The following is a 21,004-nucleotide window of genomic DNA, read 5'->3' as shown; positions in this document are numbered from 1 at the left end:
GATACGGCCTGTCGTCCATGACCGAAGCCAGAACTCCTCCACGTCTTGTCACGCTGGTTGCGCTATCCGGGGTTTCGGCGTTGTCGATGAACGTGTTCCTGCCATCGCTTCCCGGCATGGCCCGGGATTTCGGCGTCGATTATGCCGTGATGCAGCTTTCGGTCTCGGCCTATATCGGGGCGAGCGCGGTGCTGCAGCTTCTGGGCGGTCCGATCAGCGACAGATGGGGGCGGCGGCCGGTGGTTCTGGCATCGCTGGCGATCTTCATAGTGGCCACGATCGGCACCCTGCTCGCCCCCGATGCGGGCTCCTTCCTGATATTCCGGATGATCCAGGCAATCGTGGCCGTCTGCATGCTGGTGCCCCGTGCAGTGGTGCGCGACATGTATGACGGTGCGCAGGCAGCCTCGATGATCGGCTATGTCACCATGGGAATGGCCGTCGTGCCGATGATCGCCCCAATCATCGGCGGCTTGCTGGACGAGGCCTATGGCTGGCGTGCGAATTTCGCCGTCATGGGACTATTGGGTTTGGTCGTCGGCATCGCCGCATGGCGCGATCTGGGCGAGACGGTGCGCGATGGCGGCTTGCCGATGCGCCAGCAGGTCCAAAACTATCCGATCCTGGCACGGTCCGTCCGTTTCTGGGGATATTGCCTCAGCGCCACTCTCTCGGCGGGGTGCTTCTTCGCCTATCTGGGCGGCGCTCCCTTCGTCGGCGAGCATGTTTTCGGACTGACCCCCGCCGAAGTGGGCTACTTCTTCGCCGCGCCTTCGGTCGGCTATCTGACCGGTAATTTCCTCTCGGCGCGGTTTGCCATACATCTCGGGTTGAACCGGCTGATCCTGATAGGTGCCTGCGTCTGTTTTGCCGCGCTGGCATTCTCCCTGACGGCTATATTGTCCGGAATCGTGAACCCCTTCATCTTTTTCGGGTCCATCGCGGCGATGGGCCTGGGCAACGGCCTTGTCATGCCCAACGCGAATGCCGGGATGATGAGCGTCCGCCCCGAACTCGCCGGCACCGCCAGCGGATTGGGCGGAGCAATGGCCATCGCGGGTGGCGCAATACTTTCAGCAGTGGCGGGGGCGTTGCTGCAACCCGGCTCGGGGGCCACGCCACTCCTGGTCATCATGACACTTTCGGCGGCGGGTGGACTGGCTGCAATCCTGTGGGTCTTACGGCGCGAAGCTCAACTGGCCCGCTCGGCCAGAATGACGTCCTGCTGACATTTTATTAGCTCTCTTGAGGCAATAGCGGCGTCATGTCCGCTTTTCAGCCATATTGGCGCACGCATCTCTGGTTTGCCCTGGTCGCCACGCTTGTCCTGGCCCTTGCCGAGACCGCTTTGCAAAGGTTAGAGCATGTTTTGCAAAGTAAGGGGGTAGTGATGACAACCCAGAAAATCTATGCCGGAACATCGCTACGGGAAACACGCGCACGGGCGGGGCTTACACAACGGCGCTTTGCCGAGACATTGGGGATCTCGCTCCCCTACCTGTCGCAGATGGAAAACAACCACCGCCCAATTTCCGCTGGCGTCCTGTTGCGGCTGGCGCAGGAGTTCGGTGTCGATCTGACCACGCTGGCGGCAGGCGATGCCGAGCGCATGGTCATCGACATGCAGGAAGCGCTGGCCGATCCACTCTTCGATACCACCCCTCCCCTGGCCGATCTGCGCCTTGCCGCAACCAATGCGCCAGTTCTGGCCCGCGCGTTCCTGGATCTTTATCGCGCCCATCGCCAGGGACAGGAACGGCTGGCCGCGCTGGATGAAGCCATCGGAACCGCGGGCCAGAACGCCATCGTCACGCCATGGGAAGAAGTGCGAGACTTCTTTCACTATTGCGACAACTATATCGACGCGGTGGACCACGCGGCCGAACGTTTCACCTGCCCCCAGGGTCGGCGGGGCGATCCCTGGCAACTTGCGGTCGAGGCGCTGGCGAGCCGCGGCATCCGGGTATCACTGGTCGAGATGCCCGCGAATTCCGTCTTCCGCCGTGAGGGTTCCGAACTGCTGGTCAACGCAGCGGCAGAGGCCCCGACTCGCATCTTTCAACTATTGCACCTGGTTGCATTGGAACTGCGCACCGATCTGCTGGAAGCGACGCTCGACCTCGCCCGCTTCCGCACCCCTGTCGCGCGCGAGATCGCCCGCGTCGGCATGGCCAATTACTTCGCCGGGGCGGCACTGATGCCCTATCGCCCCTTCCTGACCGCCGCGCAGGAAGAATGCCACGACCTGGAGCGCCTGTCGCATCTGTTCGGCGCCTCGCTGGAGCAGGTAGCCCACCGGCTCTCCACCATGCAGCGCCCCGGCTCGAAGGGCGTGCCATTCTTCTTCGTCCGCGTCGACCAGGCCGGAACGATCACCAAGCGCCACTCTGCCACCCGGCTGCAATTCGCCCGGTTCGGCGGGGCCTGCCCGCTATGGAACGTCCACCAGGCATTCGAGCAGCCGGGCCGCTTTCTGCGCCAACTGGCGGAGACGCCGGATGGGGTGCGGTATTTGCTGTTGTCGCGCGATGTGTCGAAACATGCGGGCGCCTTCAACGCCCCGGTCCGCCGATTCGCCATTGGCTTGGGCTGCGAAATTGCCCATGCAGAAGGTATGGTATATGCCGATGGCCTGGATTTGACGAAGCCACCGGCATTCGAGCCGATCGGAATTTCCTGTCGAATCTGTCCACGCCCCGATTGTCACCAGCGTTCAGTCCCCCCGATCGACCGGCCGCTCAGCATCCCCACCAACCGAAATGGCCCACTGCCATATGAGATCGCGTAACATTCCTGTAAGGCATGACGCGATTTCGGCGGTTTTTCGCCAGTCAAGGCGCATATTTGCCTATATGGGTCTCGAAGACGTCAGCGATGTTGCCTTAAGAGCACAGGGCCTTATTACCCCATGGGAAACGGAACCACAGCATCTCGGCCAAAACAGGGATGCGACGTCGAGGGACACACATTGTCAAAGCGCCTTATAACCAGCTTGAACTCTTCCTTGGAACGCTGGTTGCCCGAAAAACGTCTGTTCTTGCGTTCAGATGATGCGACCCGTTTCCTTCGGCTGCGACCTGTGACGCAGCTGATGGGACTGGGCAGCGGTGCCCTGATCCTTGGCTGGACGCTGGTTGCGAGTTCCATTCTGGTGATCGACGCCGTAAGCTCGGGATCCTCCGACGAACAGATGGGTCGGACACAAGCGGCATTCGAGGAACGGCTGGAACAGCTCTCTGCCGAACGCGATGCCCGTGCGACCGAGGCCGTGGCTGCTCAGAACCGCTTTGCCGTCGCGCTCGAGCAGGTTTCCGAGATGCAGTCGCAACTTCTGGAATCCGAAGAAAAACGGCGCGAACTGGAAACCGGCCTCAAGGTCGTCCAGTCTAACCTACGCAACGCGATCAGCGAACGTAACGATGCGAAAGAGCAGGTCCAGGTCGCAAATGGCGATGAGGCGGACGGTCAGGAGCGCACGGGTGAGATCTCTGTCGCGCTGGACATCCTGTCCGGCGAATTGCGCAACACCGCCGATGCCCGCAGCGAGGCACAGCGCCAAGCCGAAGAAGCCCAGCTTGCGGCAGAAGAGCTACGCGTAGAGCGCGATCAGATCGTTGCACGCAACGATGAAATCCTGAACCAGTTGGAAGATGCGGTCTCCATCTCGGTCCAACCGCTGGACAAGGTCTTCCGCTCTGTCGGAATGGACCCCGAGGATGTGCTCAACACGATCCGCAAGGGTTACTCCGGCCAGGGAGGGCCGCTGAACCCGATCTCTTACTCGACCAGTGGCGATGCCTCCTTGAGCAAGGGCGAGACCAAGGCCAAGCAGATCGTCGTTACTTTGGACGAGATGAACACCTATCGTATCGCTATCGAGAAGCTTCCATTGGCGATGCCCGTCAAATCCTCGTTCCGCTACACTTCGGGCTTTGGCCGCCGTTGGGGCCGGATGCATGAAGGAGTCGACATGGCCGGCCCCACAGGCACCCCCGTTTACGCCACCGGCGACGGGGTTATTTCATTTGCCGGGCGGCAAAGCGGCTATGGCAACCTAATCAAGGTCACTCATGAGCTCGGCACCGAAACCCGCTATGCACATCTGTCCAGAATTCGCGTGAAACAAGGGCAAAGGGTGTCGCAAGGCGAATTGATCGGTGATATGGGAAATACCGGACGCTCGACCGGGCCGCATCTTCACTATGAGGTGCATATGAACGGCCGGGCCGTAGATCCGATGCGATTCATCAAGGCAGCAAGCAATGTTTTCTAAAACCCGCGTGACCGAAAATCCCCCCCAGCAAACCCCTGCCTCGCCACAGCAAGCCGAGGCGGTAGGAAATACGCCCCCCAAACCAGAGCGTTCGGGAGAGAATACCCCTGCCGCACCTCGGCAGCGGGCGACTCCTTCGGTGCTATCGGCGGACCTGACCGTCGTCGGCAATATCAAGACCGAAGGCGATATCCAGATCGAGGGAAATATCGAGGGCGATGTCCGCGCTCATCAACTGACCATCGGCGATTCGGCAGTGATCAAGGGCGAGATCGTCGGCGACGACGTCATCGTGAATGGTCGCGTCATCGGCCGCGTCCGGGGCTTGCGTGTCCGTCTGTCGGCCAGTGCGCGAGTCGAAGGCGACATTATCCACAAGACCATCGCCATCGAATCCGGCGCTCATTTCGAGGGCTCGGTTCAGCGGCAGGACGATCCGCTTGCAAATGGCGGCGGAACCAAGAAACTGGCGCCACCCACGGGGGCATAAGGCTCCCGCCCGTCTGGGACCCGCAGCATGAGACGATAAAGGCCCGCCACTGGCGGGCCTTGCCATTTCAGGCCTGCAGTCACGCGATCCTGCAATCTGCGCCGCTCACCTGTCATCTTCATTGATGCGTTCGACGGTTGGGTTAATCATGTCTCCAGTGAATTGCAGGAGAACCAGGATGGCGGACGGAGCGAATATCATCATTACCGGTGCCGGCAGCGGTATCGGCCGGGCAACCGCGCTTCGCTTCTTGCGCGCGAACTGGCGCGTCGGCCTGATCGGCAGGCACGAACAGAGCTTGCGCGAAACGGCCGCCAATCATCCGGCCGCGATGGTCCTACCATGCGATGTGACCGATCCCTCCGCCGTGGACACGGCCTTCAGCGCTGCCTTCTCGCATTGGGGCCGCCTGGATGCGCTCTTCAACAATGCGGGGCGCACCCTGCCCGGCAATACCCCGGACCAAGTCTCGGCCAAGGATTTCGGCGATGTGATCGATGTCAATGTGAATGGTATGTTCCATTGCGCCCGAACCGCCTTTGCCTTGATGCGGAAACAGGATCCGCAGGGTGGGCGGATCATCAATAACGGATCGATATCGGCGCATGTGCCGCGCCCCGGCTCTATCGCTTATACCGTCTCGAAACATGCGGTGACCGGCATGACACGCAGCTTGTCGCTGGATGGCAGACCCTTCAACATCGCCTGCGGTCAGATCGATATCGGCAATGCCGCGACTGAACTGCAAAGGAACTCTCCGAGCGTCAGTGCCGATCCGGAGCCCACCATGGATGTCGAGGTCGTTGCCGATGCCGTACTGCACATGGCCAGCCTGCCAGCGGGTGCGAATATCCAGTTCATGACGGTGATGGCCACGAACATGCCCTATATCGGGCGGGGCTGAACTCGCGGCGCGATCAGCTCAACTTGCCCGTCAACGCGATCCGCACATCCGGGGTGACAAATTTCGACACGTCACCGCCGAGCCGGGCAATCTCCTTGACCAATTTCGAGGCAATCGCCTGCCGTCGGGCATCGGCCATCAGGAATACGGTCTCGATACTGGCATCCAGCGCCCGGTTCATGCCAACCATCTGGAATTCATATTCGAAATCGGCCACGGCGCGCAGTCCGCGCACGATGACCGTCGCCCCCACATCGCGTGCGCAATCGATCAGCAGGTTCTCGAACGGATGGACAAGGATCTCGCCCCCGGTCTTGGCCGCGATCTCGTCACATTCCGCGCGCACCATCGCCACCCGTTCCTCGAGATCGAAAAGTGGACCCTTGTCACGATTGATGGCCACCCCGATCACCAACCGATCTACCAGCGCCATGGCGCGCTGAATGATATCGGTATGCCCCAAGGTGATCGGATCAAAGGTTCCGGGGTAGAGGCCAATGCGCATGGTCAGATATCCTTGTGCGTTTTTGCGCCCCTAGGAAAACCCGATTTATTCGCGATCTGCAAGGTTTTGGCGGAATTTCGATGGTTCAGCTGCCCATGATCATACCGGTCAGCGCGTCCTTCTCGTCGGCCAATTCCTTCAGCCGCCCGCTGACCGCGTCCCCGATAGAGATCACGCCCAGCATGTTCCCGTCGCCATCGACGACCGGCAGGTGGCGAAAACGCCCCTGCGTCATCCGTTCAAGAATCGTCAGCGCATCTTCGCCGGTGGTGCATGTCTGAACGGATGTCGTCATGACATCCTGGATAACTGTATTCAGGGCTCCGGCACCTTTTTCGCCAAGCTGGCGAACGACATCGCGCTCGGACAGGATACCTTCGGGCTTGCGTCCGTCCGAGGATACGACAATCGCACCGATCCGCCGCTCAGACAGCATCTTCGCGGCGTCTTCCAGTGTTGCGTCCGGCTTGATCGTGACAATGGTTGCGGCTTCGACCCCCGGCTTGCCGGACAGGCCCTTCATCGACAACAGTTGATTGACAAGCATGGATATTCCTCCGTCCGGGTCATCACCTTCATCATTTTCCCACAATCGTCCCGCGTCAAGCCCGACATGTTCTGCGCGCGGATTATAGCGCTTTGGTCTTAGACCCGTGCCGCCTTTTCCAGCCGCGCCACCTCTTGCCTGACCCCCTGCCCCAACTCCTCTGCCAACAGCGTCAGCCGCCTGGAAGCGCGATCATCCGCGTGACGCAAAAGCCAGAAACTTCGTGTGAGCGAGATCTCATCGGGCAGCACCTTCCGAACACCAGGGGCAAACGGGATAGCGAAATCATGCACGATCCCCAACCCGGCCCCTGCCCGGATCGCCTGCATCTGGACCGAGACGGAATTCGAGGTGATCGCCGCCGTCTCGACCCCGGTTTCCGACAGGTAATCCAGCTCGCGGTCAAAGATCATGTCAGGGATATAGCCGATCATCCGATGGCCATGCAGATCGGCCAATCCAGCGATCTGCGGATATGCGTACAGATAATCCTCATGCGCGGCCAGATGCAGGTGATATTCTGTCAGCCGCTGCACCGTCAGCCGCCCGGTTTCCGGTGGCGAGACGGTGATCGCCATATCGGCCTCGCGTTTCGACAGGTTGACCACGCGGGGAAGCGCGACGATCTGGACCTCCAGCCCCGGATGCGCCTCGCACAGCCGTCGCGCCACCTGCGGAAGCAGGTAATTAGCGCAGCCGTCCGGCGCCCCTATCCGCAACTGCCCGCTGATTCCCGTCTCGCGCCTTGTCGCCTCTCCCGCAGCCACGGCGGCCTTCTCCGCCGCTTCGGCAGGTGCGACCAGCCGCCCGCCTTCGGCGGTCAGCACATATCCCTGCGGGGTCTTGGCAAACAGTGTGGCCCCCACCGCCTGCTCCAGCCGGGTAATCCGACGGCCCACGGTTGAAGCATCCAGCCCCAGTCTCCGCCCTGCGCCCGACAGGCTCTCCATCCGCGCCACGGCCAGAAAGATGCGCAAATCATCCCAATCCATCACCCCACCTTTGCGAATTTGCAAAACGCTTTTGTCACCCTGCCTCTTTCACGGGTATTTCCGCAAGGCTATGCTGGTCTCAACAAGCTCAGGAGGATGCGATGAAAGAGATTCACCACTGGATCGACGGCAAGGAAGTCAAAGGCACATCCGGCCGTTTTGCCGATGTCTACAACCCCGCCACGGGCGAGGTTCAGGCCAAGCTGGCACTCGCCACCAAGGCAGAACTTGACGCCGCCGTGGACAGTGCGGCCAAGGCACAGATCGCATGGGGGAGCACCAACCCGCAGAAACGCGCCCGGGTGATGATGAAATTCGTCGACCTGTTGAACCGCGACATGGACAAGCTGGCCGAGGCGCTGTCATCCGAGCATGGCAAGACCTTTCCCGATGCCAAGGGCGACGTGCAGCGCGGGCTTGAGGTGATCGAATTCTGCATCGGTGCCCCGCATCTGCTGAAGGGCGAATATACCGACAGCGCCGGAACAGGTATCGACATGTATTCGATGCGTCAGCCTCTGGGCGTCGTGGCGGGCATCACGCCGTTCAACTTTCCCGCCATGATCCCGCTGTGGAAAATGGGCCCCGCGCTGGCCGCCGGAAACGCGATGATCCTGAAACCCTCCGAGCGCGATCCCTCGGTGCCAATGATGCTGGCAAAGCTGCTGCAAGAGGCCGGCCTGCCCAATGGCATCCTGCAAGTCGTCAACGGCGACAAGGAAAGCGTCGATGCGATCCTCGACAGCCCGGTGATCCAGGCGGTCGGTTTTGTCGGCTCGACCCCGATCGCGCAATATATCTATGAACGCGCAGCGGCGACAGGCAAACGCGCACAATGTTTCGGTGGTGCCAAGAACCACATGATCATCATGCCCGACGCCGATCTGGACCAGGCCGCGGATGCCCTGGTGGGCGCGGGTTACGGCGCGGCGGGAGAGCGCTGCATGGCCATCTCGGTTGCCGTGCCGGTGGGTGAAAAGACCGCCGATGCGCTGATCGAAAAGCTGGTGCCGCGTATCGAGAAACTGAAAGTCGGCCCATGGACGGCTGGCGACGATGTCGATTACGGCCCGGTCGTGACCAAGGCGGCCAAGGAAAACATCCACCGCCTCGTGCAGTCCGGCGTCGATCAAGGTGCCGAACTGGTCGTCGATGGCCGTGACTTCAGCCTGCAAGGCTACGAGGACGGGTTCTTCGTCGGTCCACATCTCTTCGACCGGGTGACCCCCGACATGGATATCTACAAGACCGAGATCTTCGGCCCGGTCCTCTCCACCATCCGCGCGGGTAACTATGAAGAGGCGATCGGCCTGGCCATGAACCACGAATACGGCAACGGCACGGCGATCTTCACCCGCGACGGCGATGCCGCCCGCGATTTCGCCAACCGGATCAATATCGGCATGGTCGGCATCAACGTGCCGATCCCGGTGCCGCTGGCCTATCATACCTTTGGCGGCTGGAAGAAATCGGGCTTCGGCGATCTGAACCAGCACGGGCCGGACGCCTTCCGCTTCTATACCCGCACCAAGACGGTCACAGCACGCTGGCCCTCGGGCATCAAGGAAGGCGGAGAATTCAACTTCAAGGCCATGGACTGACTTCCAGCTATCGATCCGAACAAAGGAAGGCCCGCGATAGCGGGCCTTTTCACGTAAAGATCCCCGTATCGATGTGAAAACGGACAGTGGCATTTTCATGCCAAGTTCATAGCTGCGGGGCAGGCACGGTTCCCCTCAGCCCCTTTTCACCGGACAACATTCTCGGAACAAAGGCGGACGCGAAGCAATCCATGCCCTGCGTTAAGCAAGTGATATCACCGGAGAATCGTCATCGAATGCGATCAAGTGATCGACAAGCGCCATCACAGAGGTTAGTCATCCAACTTGTCGTGTAACTATGTGCAATTGAAACGGTCCGGCTGTTTGCGACCCGATACCTGGTTGCTATGCTGGCGAGGTACTAGAAAACGGACACGCATGAGCACGAATCACATCCCTCGTTCCGCCCGTCTGACCAGGTCATCGCTCTCCGAGCGTGCCGCTGTCTCGCTGCGCAAATTGATCTTGCGCAATACCCTCCCGCCGGGCAGCCCAGTGACCGAACGCGAGATCTCGGATCAACTTGGCATCTCGCGCACTCCGGCGCGCGAGGCTATCCGGACACTGGTGGGCGAGGGCCTGATCGTCGTCAGCGATACCGGGCGCCTGACTATCGCCAACCCGGATCTGGAGGCGATCATCAATCTCGTTCAGGTGTTACGTGTCCTCGAAGGGCTGGCAAGCGAACTGGCTGCGAAAAATGCCAGCGATTCCGAATTGAACAGTATCGAACAAAGCCACATCAAGATGGCCGATGCGGTCGCCGACTCCAGTGATTTCAAGTATTTCGACGCCAATATCGCCTTCCATCGCGCCATCGTCGCCGCCAGCCACAACCCGGCGCTGGTGCAAGCGCATAAGTTCATCGACGACCAGCTTTATCAAGCGCGTTTCCGCTCTTCGCGCAAGCAGGGCCGACGAGAGATCGCGATCGAGGAGCATGGCCGGATTGCCGCCGCCCTGCTCGCTCGAGACAGCGACGAGGCGCGGAGTGCCATGACCCATCATCTGACGACAACGATCCACAATCTCCATGCCATAGAGAAAGAAACGAAATCCGAAAGCTGACACCGCCGCGGGGGAACGGGTGACGAAGCCGGGTCAGTTCCCGTCCCAGATCTGTTTATAGGCTTCGCGATATCCGTTCTCCGGGTCGAAACGGTTCTCGGTTCCGCCATCGCGGTCTATATTCTCGGCAGTCACGATATGCAGCGGCGAAGTGTAGCCGGACCATTCCTCACCCGCCAAGGCACGGTTCATCTCGTCCACAAGCTGCCAGCCCTGCAGATTCAGCGGTTCGGCCACAGTCACGGCCTGAAACTGCGCGTTGCGGATACGCTGATATGCCGCCTCGGAGCCGTCACCGGCGGCGACATTCCGTGGAGCCGCGCTCCCGGCGATTCCCGCGGCTTCCAGCGACGGCCCCATGAAGTCGAAGTAAAGATCGTTGATCGCAAGTGAATGGGTCCATTTCTCGCCATGGCGTTGTAGCAGTGTCGTGGTCAGTTGCGGCATACGGGTCGATGTCTCGTCCAGCGGCGTATCGACATATTCCAGCACCTCGCCCCCCAATTCCTTGATGGCCTCCTTCATCCAGTCGGCCTTGTCGATGGCGATCTGGTAGGTCGAGTCGGTAAAGATCACCACGGCGGGCTCTTCCTCGGCATCGAGATAAGCCCAATAGGCGGCCGCGCGCGCAACATCTTGCGCATCGGTGGTGATATTGGCGAAAATCCCATGCTCTTCACTGGGGCCGTTCCCGGATACCGAATGCCATGTCACCATCGGAATACCGGCGTCGCGCAATTGCGCCATCCCGGCCTGCTGCTCGGTCGGATTATATCCGAGGATGATCACCCCGTCAGGTTTCAGCGTAAGCGCCTGCCCGAATGTCGAGCTGCGCCCAGAGACCGTGCCGCCGCCCTCGATGATGGTGACATCCCATCCGATGGCCTCGGCGGCCTCTTCGACGCCATTCGCCGCACCCAGCACCCCGCCATTGGTCATATCTGCTGCCAGCATGACGATGGTCTTGTCGCTGGCCGCTTCGGGTCCTTCGGTCGGGCCGGTCCATTCACTGACCGGGGATGCGTATTTTTCGATGAAGGCCTTGGCTTCATCAGCGGATTGCGCCTGCACGTGCTGGACCGCGGACAGCCCCAAACCCGAACCTAACACAAGGCATGCTGCAAGATGTTTCATTTAACCTCTCCTCTCCGGACAATCTGATACGGTCGGCTTGCTTATTGTTCCGCGTCTTGTTCCGCGTCTTCGCTGTGCGTATCCCGCGATCCCGATCGCGGCCAGCAGCGTCATACCGTTGAACATCGGCTCGACCCAGAATGAACCGCCGAATTGCTGAATCCCAGAGATCCCGACGGCCAGGATCGTGACACCGATCATCGTGCCCCAGACATTCACTCGCCCCGGCTTGATCGTTGTCGAACCAAGGAAGGCTCCGACCAGCGCGGGCAGGAGGTATTCCAGCCCGACACTGGCCTGACCTATGCGCAGCTTGGCTGCCAGCAGGATACCCGCGAAGCCGGACAGAACGCCCGAAATGACGAAAGCGGCAATCGTGTAGCGTGCCACCGGAATACCGTTGAGCATCGCGGCGCGGGGATTGGCACCGATGGCGTAAAGGAAGCGCCCGGCCGGTGTATATTCCAGCATGATCCACAGTAGGACGGCCAATGCCAGCACGTAATAGGCAGTGACAGGCAGTCCAAGGACGAATGTGGAATTGATCGCATGGAAACCAGAAGGGAGCTCTGCCACGACTTGCCGCCCTCCGGTATGCCATAGCGCCACGGCATAAATCACGGTTCCCGTTCCAAGTGTGGCGATGAAGCTGTCGATCTTGGCGATCTCGATCAGCGCCCCGTTGAGCAGACCGACCAGACCGCCCATGATGACCACCAGCAGACAGGCCGCCGGCCAGGGCAACCCGGCCTCCTGCAGGCTGATGACCAGAATATGCCACAGCACGATGCCGTAGCCCACGGTCAGATCGAGCTTGCCGGTCACCATGGGCATCATCGCCGCCAGGGAGAGAATGGCGATGATCGACTTGTCCCCAAGTATCGAGCGCAGGTTGAGCATGGTCGGAAATGTCTGCGGCAACAATAGGCTGAACAGCAGGATAAGCAGCACTGTCAGGACCGGCAGGCCGTAAACCGGTAATCGGCTCACCAGCCTTGCCCGCGCGGACATCCGCGCCAGCTCGGGACGCGTCGGCTCCAATGCGTCGGATTTCAGAGACTGCATTGTCAGGCTCCTCGCATCGCGGGCTGGTGGGCAGAGGCGGCAGCGATCAGCGTCTCGACAGTCAGGGCGTCTCCCTCGATCTCCTCGGTGATCCGGCCTGCGGTGAAAACCAATGCCCGATGACAGATACTGGCAACTTCCTCGAAATCGTTCGAAACGATCAGGATGCTGTTCCCCTTGGCTGCGGTCTCGTTCAACAGTTTATGGATCTCGGCCTTGGCACCGATATCGATTCCGGCGGTCGGATCCTCGCAGAGAAGCAGGCGGCGATCACTTTCCAGCCAGCGCCCCAAGGCCAGTTTCTGCTGGTTTCCCCCTGACAAGGCCTCGACCGGCAAATCGGGATCGTTGGGAAGCAGCGTGACAAGCTGGCCAACGGCTCTCGCCCTGACGGTTTCACCCGACCGCGCCATGGGTCCCCACCAGTCGTGCCCATAAATCTGGGGGTTGAGAAAGATATTCTCACGTATATTCAAGCCCGGCGCGACGGCTTCCCTCAGCCGGTCGCGTGCGACCAGCCCGATGCCTGCCTCTATGGCTCGCCGCAGGTGAGAAAGATCATACCTGACATCATCAATCGCGATCTCCCCCGAACGAGGCTCCACCCCGAATATCGTCCGCGCCACGCCTTCATGCCCGGCACCGCGAAGTCCGACCAGGCCCAGCACCTCGCCCGCAGCTATATCGAACGAAAGCGGACCGGCCTTCGCGCAGCGCAAATTACGTATCGTGGCAAGGGCACGCCCTTTTTCCGACACCGGTCTTTTGCTCGTCTTTTGCGCGGTGCGGCCCACGATATCCCGCATCAATTGCCCGGAATCGGTCTCGCCAATCGGACGGTCGGCAACCAACCGGCCATCACGCAAGACTACGGCCCGATCGGCGATCTCGAACACATCAGACAAGCGATGCGAAATATAGATCATTCCCACCCCCTGCCCTTTCAGCTGTCGTAGCATCGCCAGCAATTGCCCGACCTCTTCTGCGGGCAAGGATGCCGTCGGCTCGTCCAGCACCAGAAAGCGGCAATCGACGGCCAGCGCACGGGCGATGGCGACCAGGGATTTCTCCGCACGGCCAAGGTCCTGGACCCGGCTGTCGGGATCGATATCGCAATTCAGCCGGGCCAAGGCATCGGCGGCCAGTTTCCTGACCCTGCTCCAATGGATCAACCCCGCCCGCCGGGCGAAACCCGGAGCGAGTGCCATATTCTCGGCCACACTCATCCAGTCGATCAAGCCCAGATCCTGATGGATGAAGGCGACAGGCTGCGTCTGACCAAAGCGCGGAGCGTGATGATGATAGGGCGCACCATCGAGGGTGATCCTGCCGGAATCGGCATGATGGATTCCACCGAGGATCTTGATCAGCGTCGATTTCCCGGCACCGTTCTCACCCAGAAGCGCGACGATCTCACCCTCGCGGACCTCCATCGAAACATCGTCAAGCGCCTGTGTGCCGTCGAAACTCTTGACGATGCGGTGAAAATGCAACCCCAGTCCCGCCTCCCTCGACCAGTCGGCATTTGCTTGTAGATGGGCGGTTTCCTCCATGCGTTCTCCGAACCCCCAGCCTACGGCCGCTGCACGCCCATGCAATTGAGCGTGACGGCATAAAGCGATGTTGTGGCACAGATATAAAGCCTCGACTTGCCCCGTCCGCCGAAGCAGATATTGGCGACGGTTTCGGGTACCAGGATTTTACCCAGAAGCTCTCCCTCGGGCGACAGGCAATGCACCCCGTCTCCGGCCGAGCTCCACAGGTTACCATCGCTGTCGAGCCGGAAGCCATCGGCTGCGCCAGGGCTGACGCTATGAAAAACCTCTCCGCCCGTCAGGCTGCGTTCGTCGGCACCGATATCGAAGACGCGAATATGCCGTGCCGCGTCCGCATCGAACATCAGGCCGGTTTCGGCGATATAGAGACGGCTTCCATCGGGCGAGAAGGCCAACCCGTTGGGACAGGCGAAATCGTCGCAGACGGCCTGAAGCTCGCCGCTGACCGGATCGATACGATACACAAGGCAAGGCAGTTCCTGCGGTGCCTGATAGCCCTCGTAATTCGTCATGATCCCGTAATGCGGATCGGTGAACCAGACCGAACCGTCGGATTTCACCACCACGTCATTGGGCGAATTCAGCCGCTTGTCCTGATAATGCGAAGCCAATGTGGTGATGCTTCCGTCATGTTCGGTCCGGGTGACGCTGCGCGAGCCATGTTCGCAGCTGATCAGCCGCCCCTGCAAGTCGCGCGTATGACCGTTGGCGAAATTCGATGGGCAACGATAGACTGAGACCTGTCCCTCTCCCGGTCCAAGTGGCGGGGTGTAGCGCATGATTGCATTGGCGGGAATGTCGGAAAACAACAGGCATCCGGCATCGCCGCACCAGGCCGGACCTTCGAGCCAGCGAAACCCGCCCGCCAGCCGTTCCAGCGGCGCGTTATGCATCACAAAGCGGTCAAAGCGCCGATCAAAGGATTGATGCCATTCCGTCATTTGTCGATCACCTCGAAATCAACTAAACACTACTCGTTTCAGTGCCGGCCCAGGTGCGGTCTCGGCCCTGGGCTTTCCTTTTAACGCATAGCGGGAAAGTTCGTTGCCTTTCTCACTGTATATATAGAAAAATAATCCAAAGTAGAGGTGGCAGACCCGGCAACAACCATTCACAGCAGTGGGCCGTATCGCTGGCCCCTGCGATCCCCAAAAGTGCAAATTCAGGATGTGGGAAGTGACCCGGCAATCGCCTCTGCCTGTTCATCCAGCGTGACGATGGCCGAAACATCGGGTTCCCGGAAAGTCGAGAATTTCTGCGTCACCGTCAGCTCGCCCAGGTCCAGAACATGGATCTCATCGCTATCCATACTGACGAAAGCCCGTTTCATCCCACGATCGAAGCTCATCGAGATGGGGCGGGAATCGAGTGCCACCCGCCTGGTTATCTTCAGGCTTCTATCATCCAGAAGCGATATCGTCTGTCCAAGATAGTCGATTGTCATCAGCCGCTCACGCTCGGGATCATGAAAAATCCGCACAGGGTCTCCGGACACGTGCTCGTGGGCCACGATCTCGAGTGTCGCGGTATCGATGGCGACCACGGTCTCGCTGATCCTGTTGGTGACGAACAGCATCCTTTCATCTGCCCGCAAAAGCCGGCCCTCGGGCTTTTCGCCGGTCGAGATCGGCACCGGCGTCACCGAGGAATCCCGCGGATCGAAAACCGTTACGTCATTGCTTCCAAGATTCATCGAATAGCAGCGCCGCCCATCGCTCGTCACAGCAAAGAGATGCGGCTTGAGCCCCCCGACCGGGACTGTGCGATCCGGTGCCCCGCCCCTGGCCGGATCGTCCCAGACCGCGATCCGTCCCGCCCCTTCGGACAGTGCGTAAAGCCTGCCTTGCCCGTCCAGGCCGACACCATGCGGTCGGGTCATTCCGTCCCCGAGGCTCAGCCGGTCGATGATCCGCCCTCGCGCGACATCCAGCGCCATGACTTCATGCCCGCCGGCGTCGGCGCTGCCCGAGTTCGCCACACCGTAATGGCCTATCCATGCCATCGCACGCCCTGCATTCAACGTGAACTCATGCGGGAAATCCGGCAATGGCACGCTATGCAGCCTCGTGCCGCTATCAGCGTCGTAATAGGATAGGCAATGCGCACTCTTTTCGATCAAGAGCAGGATTTGGCGAGCCATCGAGTTCAGCTCCCTGATTTGCGGGCCATCGGAACCGGCGCGCCATCCATGGGCACGCAGCGGGTACGTCACACGGGATCCATAACATCGCCTCCTCGCCCTTGACGAGAGGATGCATCGCCTGATTCTTGTCGCATCGAATCGACGTCTCTTATTCCGCCGCCGCCAGATGGTGACGGGCCATCCCGACCACCATGTTAAAGGCGTTTCGCGTGGGCGTCATCTTGGCCTTGTTCTGCCCGGCAATGTCGAAGGCGGTTCCATGCGCGGGTGTGGCAATCGGAATCGGCAGACCCGCCAGCACCGACACCCCCTGGTCAAAGCCCAGCAACTTGATCGCGATCTGTCCCTGATCGTGATACATGCTCACGACTACGTCATATTCCCTGTCTCGCATTTTCAGCCACAGGGTATCGGCCGGAAAGGGCCCGGCCACATTCACCCGGCGCTCTTGCATGGATTTCACGGCAGGGGCGATGATGTCGATCTCTTCGCGCCCCAGCAATCCTCCCTCCCCGGCATGAGGATTATATGCGGCTACCGCGATCCGTGGGTGGACATAGCCTGCAAGGCGCAGGGTGCGATCCGCCAATGCGATGCCGTCCATGATCTTGGACTGGGTCAGCATCCCCGGCACATCCTTCATCGCAACATGCGAGGTAATCCGTCCGTTCCACATGTCATGCGCGACGTTGAACTCACTCACCGCTCCGGTCGTCCCCAGGAAATGCCGGGCAAAGCCGATCTCATCGGCAAAAGGATTACCGCCAAGATACATGGATGCCTTGTTGAACGGCATGAACAGGATGCCATGCACCGCAGTCGTTTGGGATAGTTCCAGCGCCATGCGCATCTCTTCGAGCGAGGACCGCCCACCCTCTGCCGAAACCTGGCCCAGAGCTGTTTCGGCGATACCAGGAATATGTATATCGAGATGTAGCAATCCGGTCTCTGAAAACTCGATCTCCTCAGTCTTTGCGATCGAGCGCATCCCCGCCACCCTGCGGCCCACGATCCGCTCCCCTCGCTGGAAAATCTCGGGATCGCCGAGAACCACGATATTGGTTATCTCGCGGATATCATCGTTCAGCAGCTTGACCAGAAGTTCAGGCCCGATGCCCGCCGGATCCCCCTGCAAGATTGCAATAACGGGCTTTCTCATGGCGGTCTGAACCCGGCCCACCGCCCCGACGGTCATATTCTGTATGTCATCCGCCATGCATTCCACCAAACCGGGCTGAACAGGCTCTGATTAGCGCATAGGCGAAGGGTCCGCCCATAAACGAAAGGAAGAGCAGCCATCAGCCCCTGAAAGTGAGTCAAGCTCCCGATCTTGCAACTCACTCTTCGAATATAGCATCATTCGATGTAATTTTGGTATACTATATTTCGTACAACTTTCGGACCAAGCAGGTAAGCACAATCCGCCTCGCCGCTATCGTCAGAAATAACAACTGTGAACCACAGATGGCCTCCGGCCCTCGCACCAACCATTCCCTGGTCCCAGAACATAAAACGCCCCGGCACTTCGATGAGATGCCGGAGCGTTGCATTCAAATCCACCCGCCGCCTTGATCGACGACTGGTAAAAGGCGACGCCTTACGCCGCTTTCAGCATCTCGCGCTCAGAGCTTTCGATCAAAGCGTGGTGCAGCGCCTTGATCGCCGGCTTCATCACCTCGCGCTCGACAATGAATTGCACATCCACAGGACGTGGTCCCTGCGTCGCGCCGATCGCCTCCAGCCCATTATCGGCCAGCGCGTTCAATCCGCGGCTCAGGACCGCCAAGCTATTCAGATCGCGCCCCACCGCGGCAACCATCGAGATCGCGCGCGATGTCACCCGCGCCGAAGGATAGCGTTCCATCAGGTCCTTCTCGACCCGGCGAAGCACCTTCAGCGAGCTGTCGACGTAATGCGTGACCGTGTTGGCATTCGAGACCTTGGACACGATGCGGACATTGTGCCGCGTCAGGATATCCAGAACGGCGCTGTCATAGCCCTTTGCGCCGACCATGTCCTGCTCGAACAGTTCCAGCGCGAACAGGTCGAGGCCAGTCACGATCTCGACATTCGGGCCATCGGCGGGCTGATCGTCGATCAGCGTGCCAGGGTCTTCGGGTTCGAATGCGTTGGTCACGCGCAGCGGTACACCCGATTGACGCAGCGTCTTGGCTGCCTTGGGATGGATCGCTTCCATGCCCAGGTTGGAAAGCTGATCCGCGACATCGTAATTCGTCCGGCCCAGCTTGCGCACGGCATCCTGCCCGACGAGCTTGGGATCGGCCGAGGACAGATGAAATTCCTTGTGGATGATCGCCTCGCGCGCGCCGGTCAGCGATGCCAGCCGCGAGAAGGTCACCTCGGAATAACCACGGTCGAATTCGCGCATCAGCCCCTCGGCACATTGCGCATAGCCGGTAACGATGGGCATCTCGGCTGCCGGATCGATATCCTTCATTGCGCCCTTGATACGCTCGTCGAGGCTGACATCGCCCTCGTCACGCCAACCCGACAGGTCGACAAAGCGGGCATTCACGCCGGCACGTTGCAGCATCAGCGTGGTGACAAAGGCCGAATGCGCCTCGCCCAAGCCCGACAGCAACTCGCGGGTCTGCAGCATGTGCTCGGACAGGCGGAAATGGCCGTAAGTGCACAGGCGCTGCAGATCGATCAGGCAATTGCGGGCGCCAAGGAGGCGGTCATGCACGAAAGCATCCGCGCGCTCGATATCGCCGGGATGATCCAGCACAGCCTTATGCGCCGCGACCATCGCATCCGAGACGCGGTCCAGCGCCTCGTGCCAGCCATGATCAGAATCCGAATTGGCGAATGCCGCATAGACCCCCGCCTTGCCGGATTTCTTGTGTTCCAGCAGCAGATCGGTGATCCCGCCAAAGGCCGAGACGACAAAGATACGTCCGTAAAGATCAGCCTCTTTGCGGTCACCGATGATCAGCGTGTCGCGCAATTCATGCACACGTGACATGGACGTGCCGCCGATTTTCTCGACAGTATGGGTCATGTTCAATCCGTCAGTTCATCCACCGGGGCATACGAGCCGTCTTCACGGTGGACTTCCTTGCCCGTTACCGGCGGGTTGAAGCAGCAGGCCATGACCAGCTCTTCCTCGGCCCGCAGGGTATGCTTGTCATGCAGGTTCAGCGCATACATGACACCGGGCTTGATTTCATGCGTCTCGCCGGTCGCCAGATCAGTGATCGAGCCCTTGCCCGACATGCAATAGACGCTTTCGAAATGATGCTTGTAGTGGAAGGTATGTTCGGATCCCGCCTCAAGTGTGGTGATGTGGAACGAGAACCCCATTCCGTCATCGGCCAGCAGCATCCGCACCGAGTTCCAGCGCGCATCCGACACCGAACGGTCAGTGTCTTTCAATTTGTTGAAATCGCGAATGATCATCTCTGTCTTACTCCGCAGCAATCTTGGTCGTGTCGAGAATTTCCTGGGCCGCATCCAGCAGGATGTCAAAGCCCTTTTCGAATGTCTCGACCGGGGTGGTCAGCGGGGCCAGAACCTTCACGACCTGATCTTCGCTGCCCGAAGTTTCGATGATAAGCCCTTTTTCATAGGCGCGTCCGCAAATCTTCTCTGCCAGCTCTCCCGAACCGACATCGACGCCGCGCATCAGCCCGCGGCCTTTCAGGAAGGCGCCGGGAACCAGATCTGCAAGCTCGGTCAGCCGCTTTTCGATCAGCGCGGCCTTCTCAGCCAGTTCGGCCTCGAAACCCTTGTCGGCCCAGAATTTCTCGATCGCGACACGGGCGGTGACGAAGGCATGGGTATTACCCCGGAAGGTGCCGTTATGCTCGGCCGGGCCGAATATGTCATGTTCGGGCCGCACCAGGACCAGTGCCAGTGGCAGACCGAAGCCCGAGATGGATTTCGCCATGGTGACGATATCGGGTGTGACGCCCATCTCCTCGAACGAGAAGAAGGTGCCGGTCCGGCCGCAGCCAGCCTGGATATCATCGACGATCAGCAGAGCGCCGTGCTTCTTGGCGACGGCAGCAATGTTCCGGACGAAATCGCCCGAGGCAGCATTCAGCCCGCCCTCGCCCTGCACGGTCTCCAGCATGATGGCGGCGGGCGCGTCGATTCCGCCCGAAGCGTCGGACAGCATCTGATCCAGCAGTGCGGCCCCGTCGACACCATCGGCATAGCCGTCATAGGGCATCCGGGTAACGCCCTGCTTGTCCATGCCCGCACCGCCACGGTGATAGCCGTTACCTGTCGCCGCCAATGCCCCCATGGTAACGCCATGAAAACCGTTGGTGAAGGCGACGATGTTCGTGCGGCCGGTCGATTTGCGCGCGATCTTCATTGCCGCCTCGACGGCATTCGCACCGGTCGGACCGGTGAACATCACCCGGTGATCCATCCCGCGCGGGGCAAGAATGTGTCGATCGAAAGCGGTCAGGAAACCGGCCTTCGTATCGGTATGCAGGTCCAGTCCATGGGCCAGCCCGTCGGCAGTGATATGCTCGACCAGCGCGGCCTTCATATCCGGATCGTTGTGACCGTAATTCAGCGAAGAGCAGCCGGCCAGGAAGTCGATGTAGTCGGTGCCGTCCTGCGCACTCAGAATCGAGCCGCGCGCGGCGGTGAAGACTGCCGGAATACCCCGGCAATAGGAACGCGCCTCGCTTTCGCGACGCGTGAAAATATCGGTATCGATACCGTTGGTCATATCCTTGGGCATAAGAAG

At 60.3% G+C, this 21,004-nt stretch carries 19 protein-coding genes; 7 read left to right on the top strand and 12 right to left on the bottom strand.

Features of this window, described 5'->3' with window-relative positions:
• Positions 1-17 precede the first annotated feature (17 nt).
• From JHX88_RS04280 to JHX88_RS04260, 5 genes are all read left to right on the top strand, one after another.
• Positions 18-1,229 carry a multidrug effflux MFS transporter gene (locus JHX88_RS04280; RefSeq protein WP_076525568.1) on the top strand — a complete coding sequence of 404 codons (1,212 nt, stop codon included), beginning with the start codon at positions 18-20 and terminating at the stop codon, positions 1,227-1,229.
• Positions 1,230-1,390: 161 nt separating this feature from the next.
• Complete coding sequence (locus JHX88_RS04275; RefSeq protein ID WP_076525879.1) at positions 1,391-2,788, top strand: helix-turn-helix domain-containing protein; 1,398 nt, start codon at positions 1,391-1,393, stop codon at positions 2,786-2,788.
• Positions 2,789-2,968: 180 nt separating this feature from the next.
• Positions 2,969-4,273 (top strand): M23 family metallopeptidase, encoded by a 1,305-nt coding sequence (locus JHX88_RS04270; RefSeq protein WP_076525566.1) that lies wholly within the window; start codon positions 2,969-2,971, stop codon positions 4,271-4,273.
• A complete protein-coding gene (locus JHX88_RS04265) occupies positions 4,263-4,763 on the top strand; it encodes a bactofilin family protein (protein ID WP_076525564.1) in 501 nt (166 codons plus the stop codon). The genes JHX88_RS04270 and JHX88_RS04265 overlap by 11 nt, the downstream gene beginning before the upstream one ends.
• Positions 4,764-4,941: 178 nt before the next feature.
• On the top strand, positions 4,942-5,667 hold the full coding sequence (locus JHX88_RS04260; protein ID WP_076525562.1) for an SDR family oxidoreductase: 726 nt from the start codon (positions 4,942-4,944) through the stop codon (positions 5,665-5,667).
• 13 nt (positions 5,668-5,680) lie between these two features.
• Here JHX88_RS04260 and coaD read toward each other — a convergent pair whose 3' ends face one another.
• From coaD to JHX88_RS04245, 3 genes are all read right to left on the bottom strand, one after another.
• Entirely contained in the window at positions 5,681-6,172 is a 492-nt protein-coding gene (gene coaD, locus JHX88_RS04255) for a pantetheine-phosphate adenylyltransferase (RefSeq protein ID WP_076525560.1), read from the bottom strand.
• An 85-nt stretch (positions 6,173-6,257) separates the two neighbouring features.
• A complete protein-coding gene (locus JHX88_RS04250; protein WP_076525558.1) occupies positions 6,258-6,719 on the bottom strand; it encodes a CBS domain-containing protein in 462 nt (153 codons plus the stop codon).
• Positions 6,720-6,817: 98 nt separating this feature from the next.
• Positions 6,818-7,711 carry a LysR family transcriptional regulator gene (locus tag JHX88_RS04245; protein ID WP_076525556.1) on the bottom strand — a complete coding sequence of 298 codons (894 nt, stop codon included), beginning with the start codon at positions 7,709-7,711 and terminating at the stop codon, positions 6,818-6,820.
• 101 nt (positions 7,712-7,812) lie between these two features.
• Here JHX88_RS04245 and JHX88_RS04240 point away from each other — a divergent pair, with 101 nt between their 5' ends.
• The gene (locus tag JHX88_RS04240; RefSeq protein ID WP_076525554.1) at positions 7,813-9,312 is read left to right on the top strand and encodes a CoA-acylating methylmalonate-semialdehyde dehydrogenase; all 1,500 of its coding nucleotides are present in this window, start codon (positions 7,813-7,815) and stop codon (positions 9,310-9,312) included.
• 378 nt (positions 9,313-9,690) lie between these two features.
• Positions 9,691-10,380 carry a GntR family transcriptional regulator gene (locus JHX88_RS04235; protein ID WP_076525552.1) on the top strand — a complete coding sequence of 230 codons (690 nt, stop codon included), beginning with the start codon at positions 9,691-9,693 and terminating at the stop codon, positions 10,378-10,380.
• A gap of 33 nt (positions 10,381-10,413) precedes the next feature.
• On the opposite strand, the gene JHX88_RS04230 is transcribed toward JHX88_RS04235, so the two are convergent.
• From JHX88_RS04230 to ectB, 9 genes are all read right to left on the bottom strand, one after another.
• Complete coding sequence (locus tag JHX88_RS04230) at positions 10,414-11,514, bottom strand: substrate-binding domain-containing protein (protein ID WP_076525550.1); 1,101 nt, start codon at positions 11,512-11,514, stop codon at positions 10,414-10,416.
• A complete protein-coding gene (locus JHX88_RS04225; protein ID WP_076525548.1) occupies positions 11,515-12,579 on the bottom strand; it encodes an ABC transporter permease in 1,065 nt (354 codons plus the stop codon).
• Positions 12,580-12,581: 2 nt separating this feature from the next.
• Positions 12,582-14,132: a sugar ABC transporter ATP-binding protein gene (locus JHX88_RS04220; RefSeq protein ID WP_076525546.1), complete on the bottom strand. Its 1,551-nt coding sequence runs from the start codon at positions 14,130-14,132 to the stop codon at positions 12,582-12,584.
• A 20-nt stretch (positions 14,133-14,152) separates the two neighbouring features.
• Positions 14,153-15,076: an SMP-30/gluconolactonase/LRE family protein gene (locus JHX88_RS04215; RefSeq protein ID WP_076525544.1), complete on the bottom strand. Its 924-nt coding sequence runs from the start codon at positions 15,074-15,076 to the stop codon at positions 14,153-14,155.
• Positions 15,077-15,297: 221 nt separating this feature from the next.
• On the bottom strand, positions 15,298-16,275 hold the full coding sequence (locus tag JHX88_RS04210; RefSeq protein ID WP_076525877.1) for a YncE family protein: 978 nt from the start codon (positions 16,273-16,275) through the stop codon (positions 15,298-15,300).
• A gap of 151 nt (positions 16,276-16,426) precedes the next feature.
• On the bottom strand, positions 16,427-17,494 hold the full coding sequence (locus tag JHX88_RS04205; RefSeq protein ID WP_272848185.1) for a 4-hydroxythreonine-4-phosphate dehydrogenase PdxA: 1,068 nt from the start codon (positions 17,492-17,494) through the stop codon (positions 16,427-16,429).
• Positions 17,495-17,875: 381 nt separating this feature from the next.
• Complete coding sequence (locus tag JHX88_RS04200) at positions 17,876-19,300, bottom strand: aspartate kinase (protein WP_076525542.1); 1,425 nt, start codon at positions 19,298-19,300, stop codon at positions 17,876-17,878.
• Positions 19,301-19,302: 2 nt separating this feature from the next.
• The gene (locus JHX88_RS04195; protein WP_076525540.1) at positions 19,303-19,698 is read right to left on the bottom strand and encodes an ectoine synthase; all 396 of its coding nucleotides are present in this window, start codon (positions 19,696-19,698) and stop codon (positions 19,303-19,305) included.
• 7 nt (positions 19,699-19,705) lie between these two features.
• Positions 19,706-20,998 (bottom strand): diaminobutyrate--2-oxoglutarate transaminase, encoded by a 1,293-nt coding sequence (ectB, locus tag JHX88_RS04190; protein ID WP_141225816.1) that lies wholly within the window; start codon positions 20,996-20,998, stop codon positions 19,706-19,708.
• Between the last annotated feature and the right edge of the window lie 6 nt (positions 20,999-21,004).

It is taken from the genome of Paracoccus saliphilus (assembly GCF_028553805.1).
Lineage (GTDB): Bacteria > Pseudomonadota > Alphaproteobacteria > Rhodobacterales > Rhodobacteraceae > Paracoccus > Paracoccus saliphilus.
This window is presented reverse-complemented; position numbering and strand designations above follow the sequence as displayed.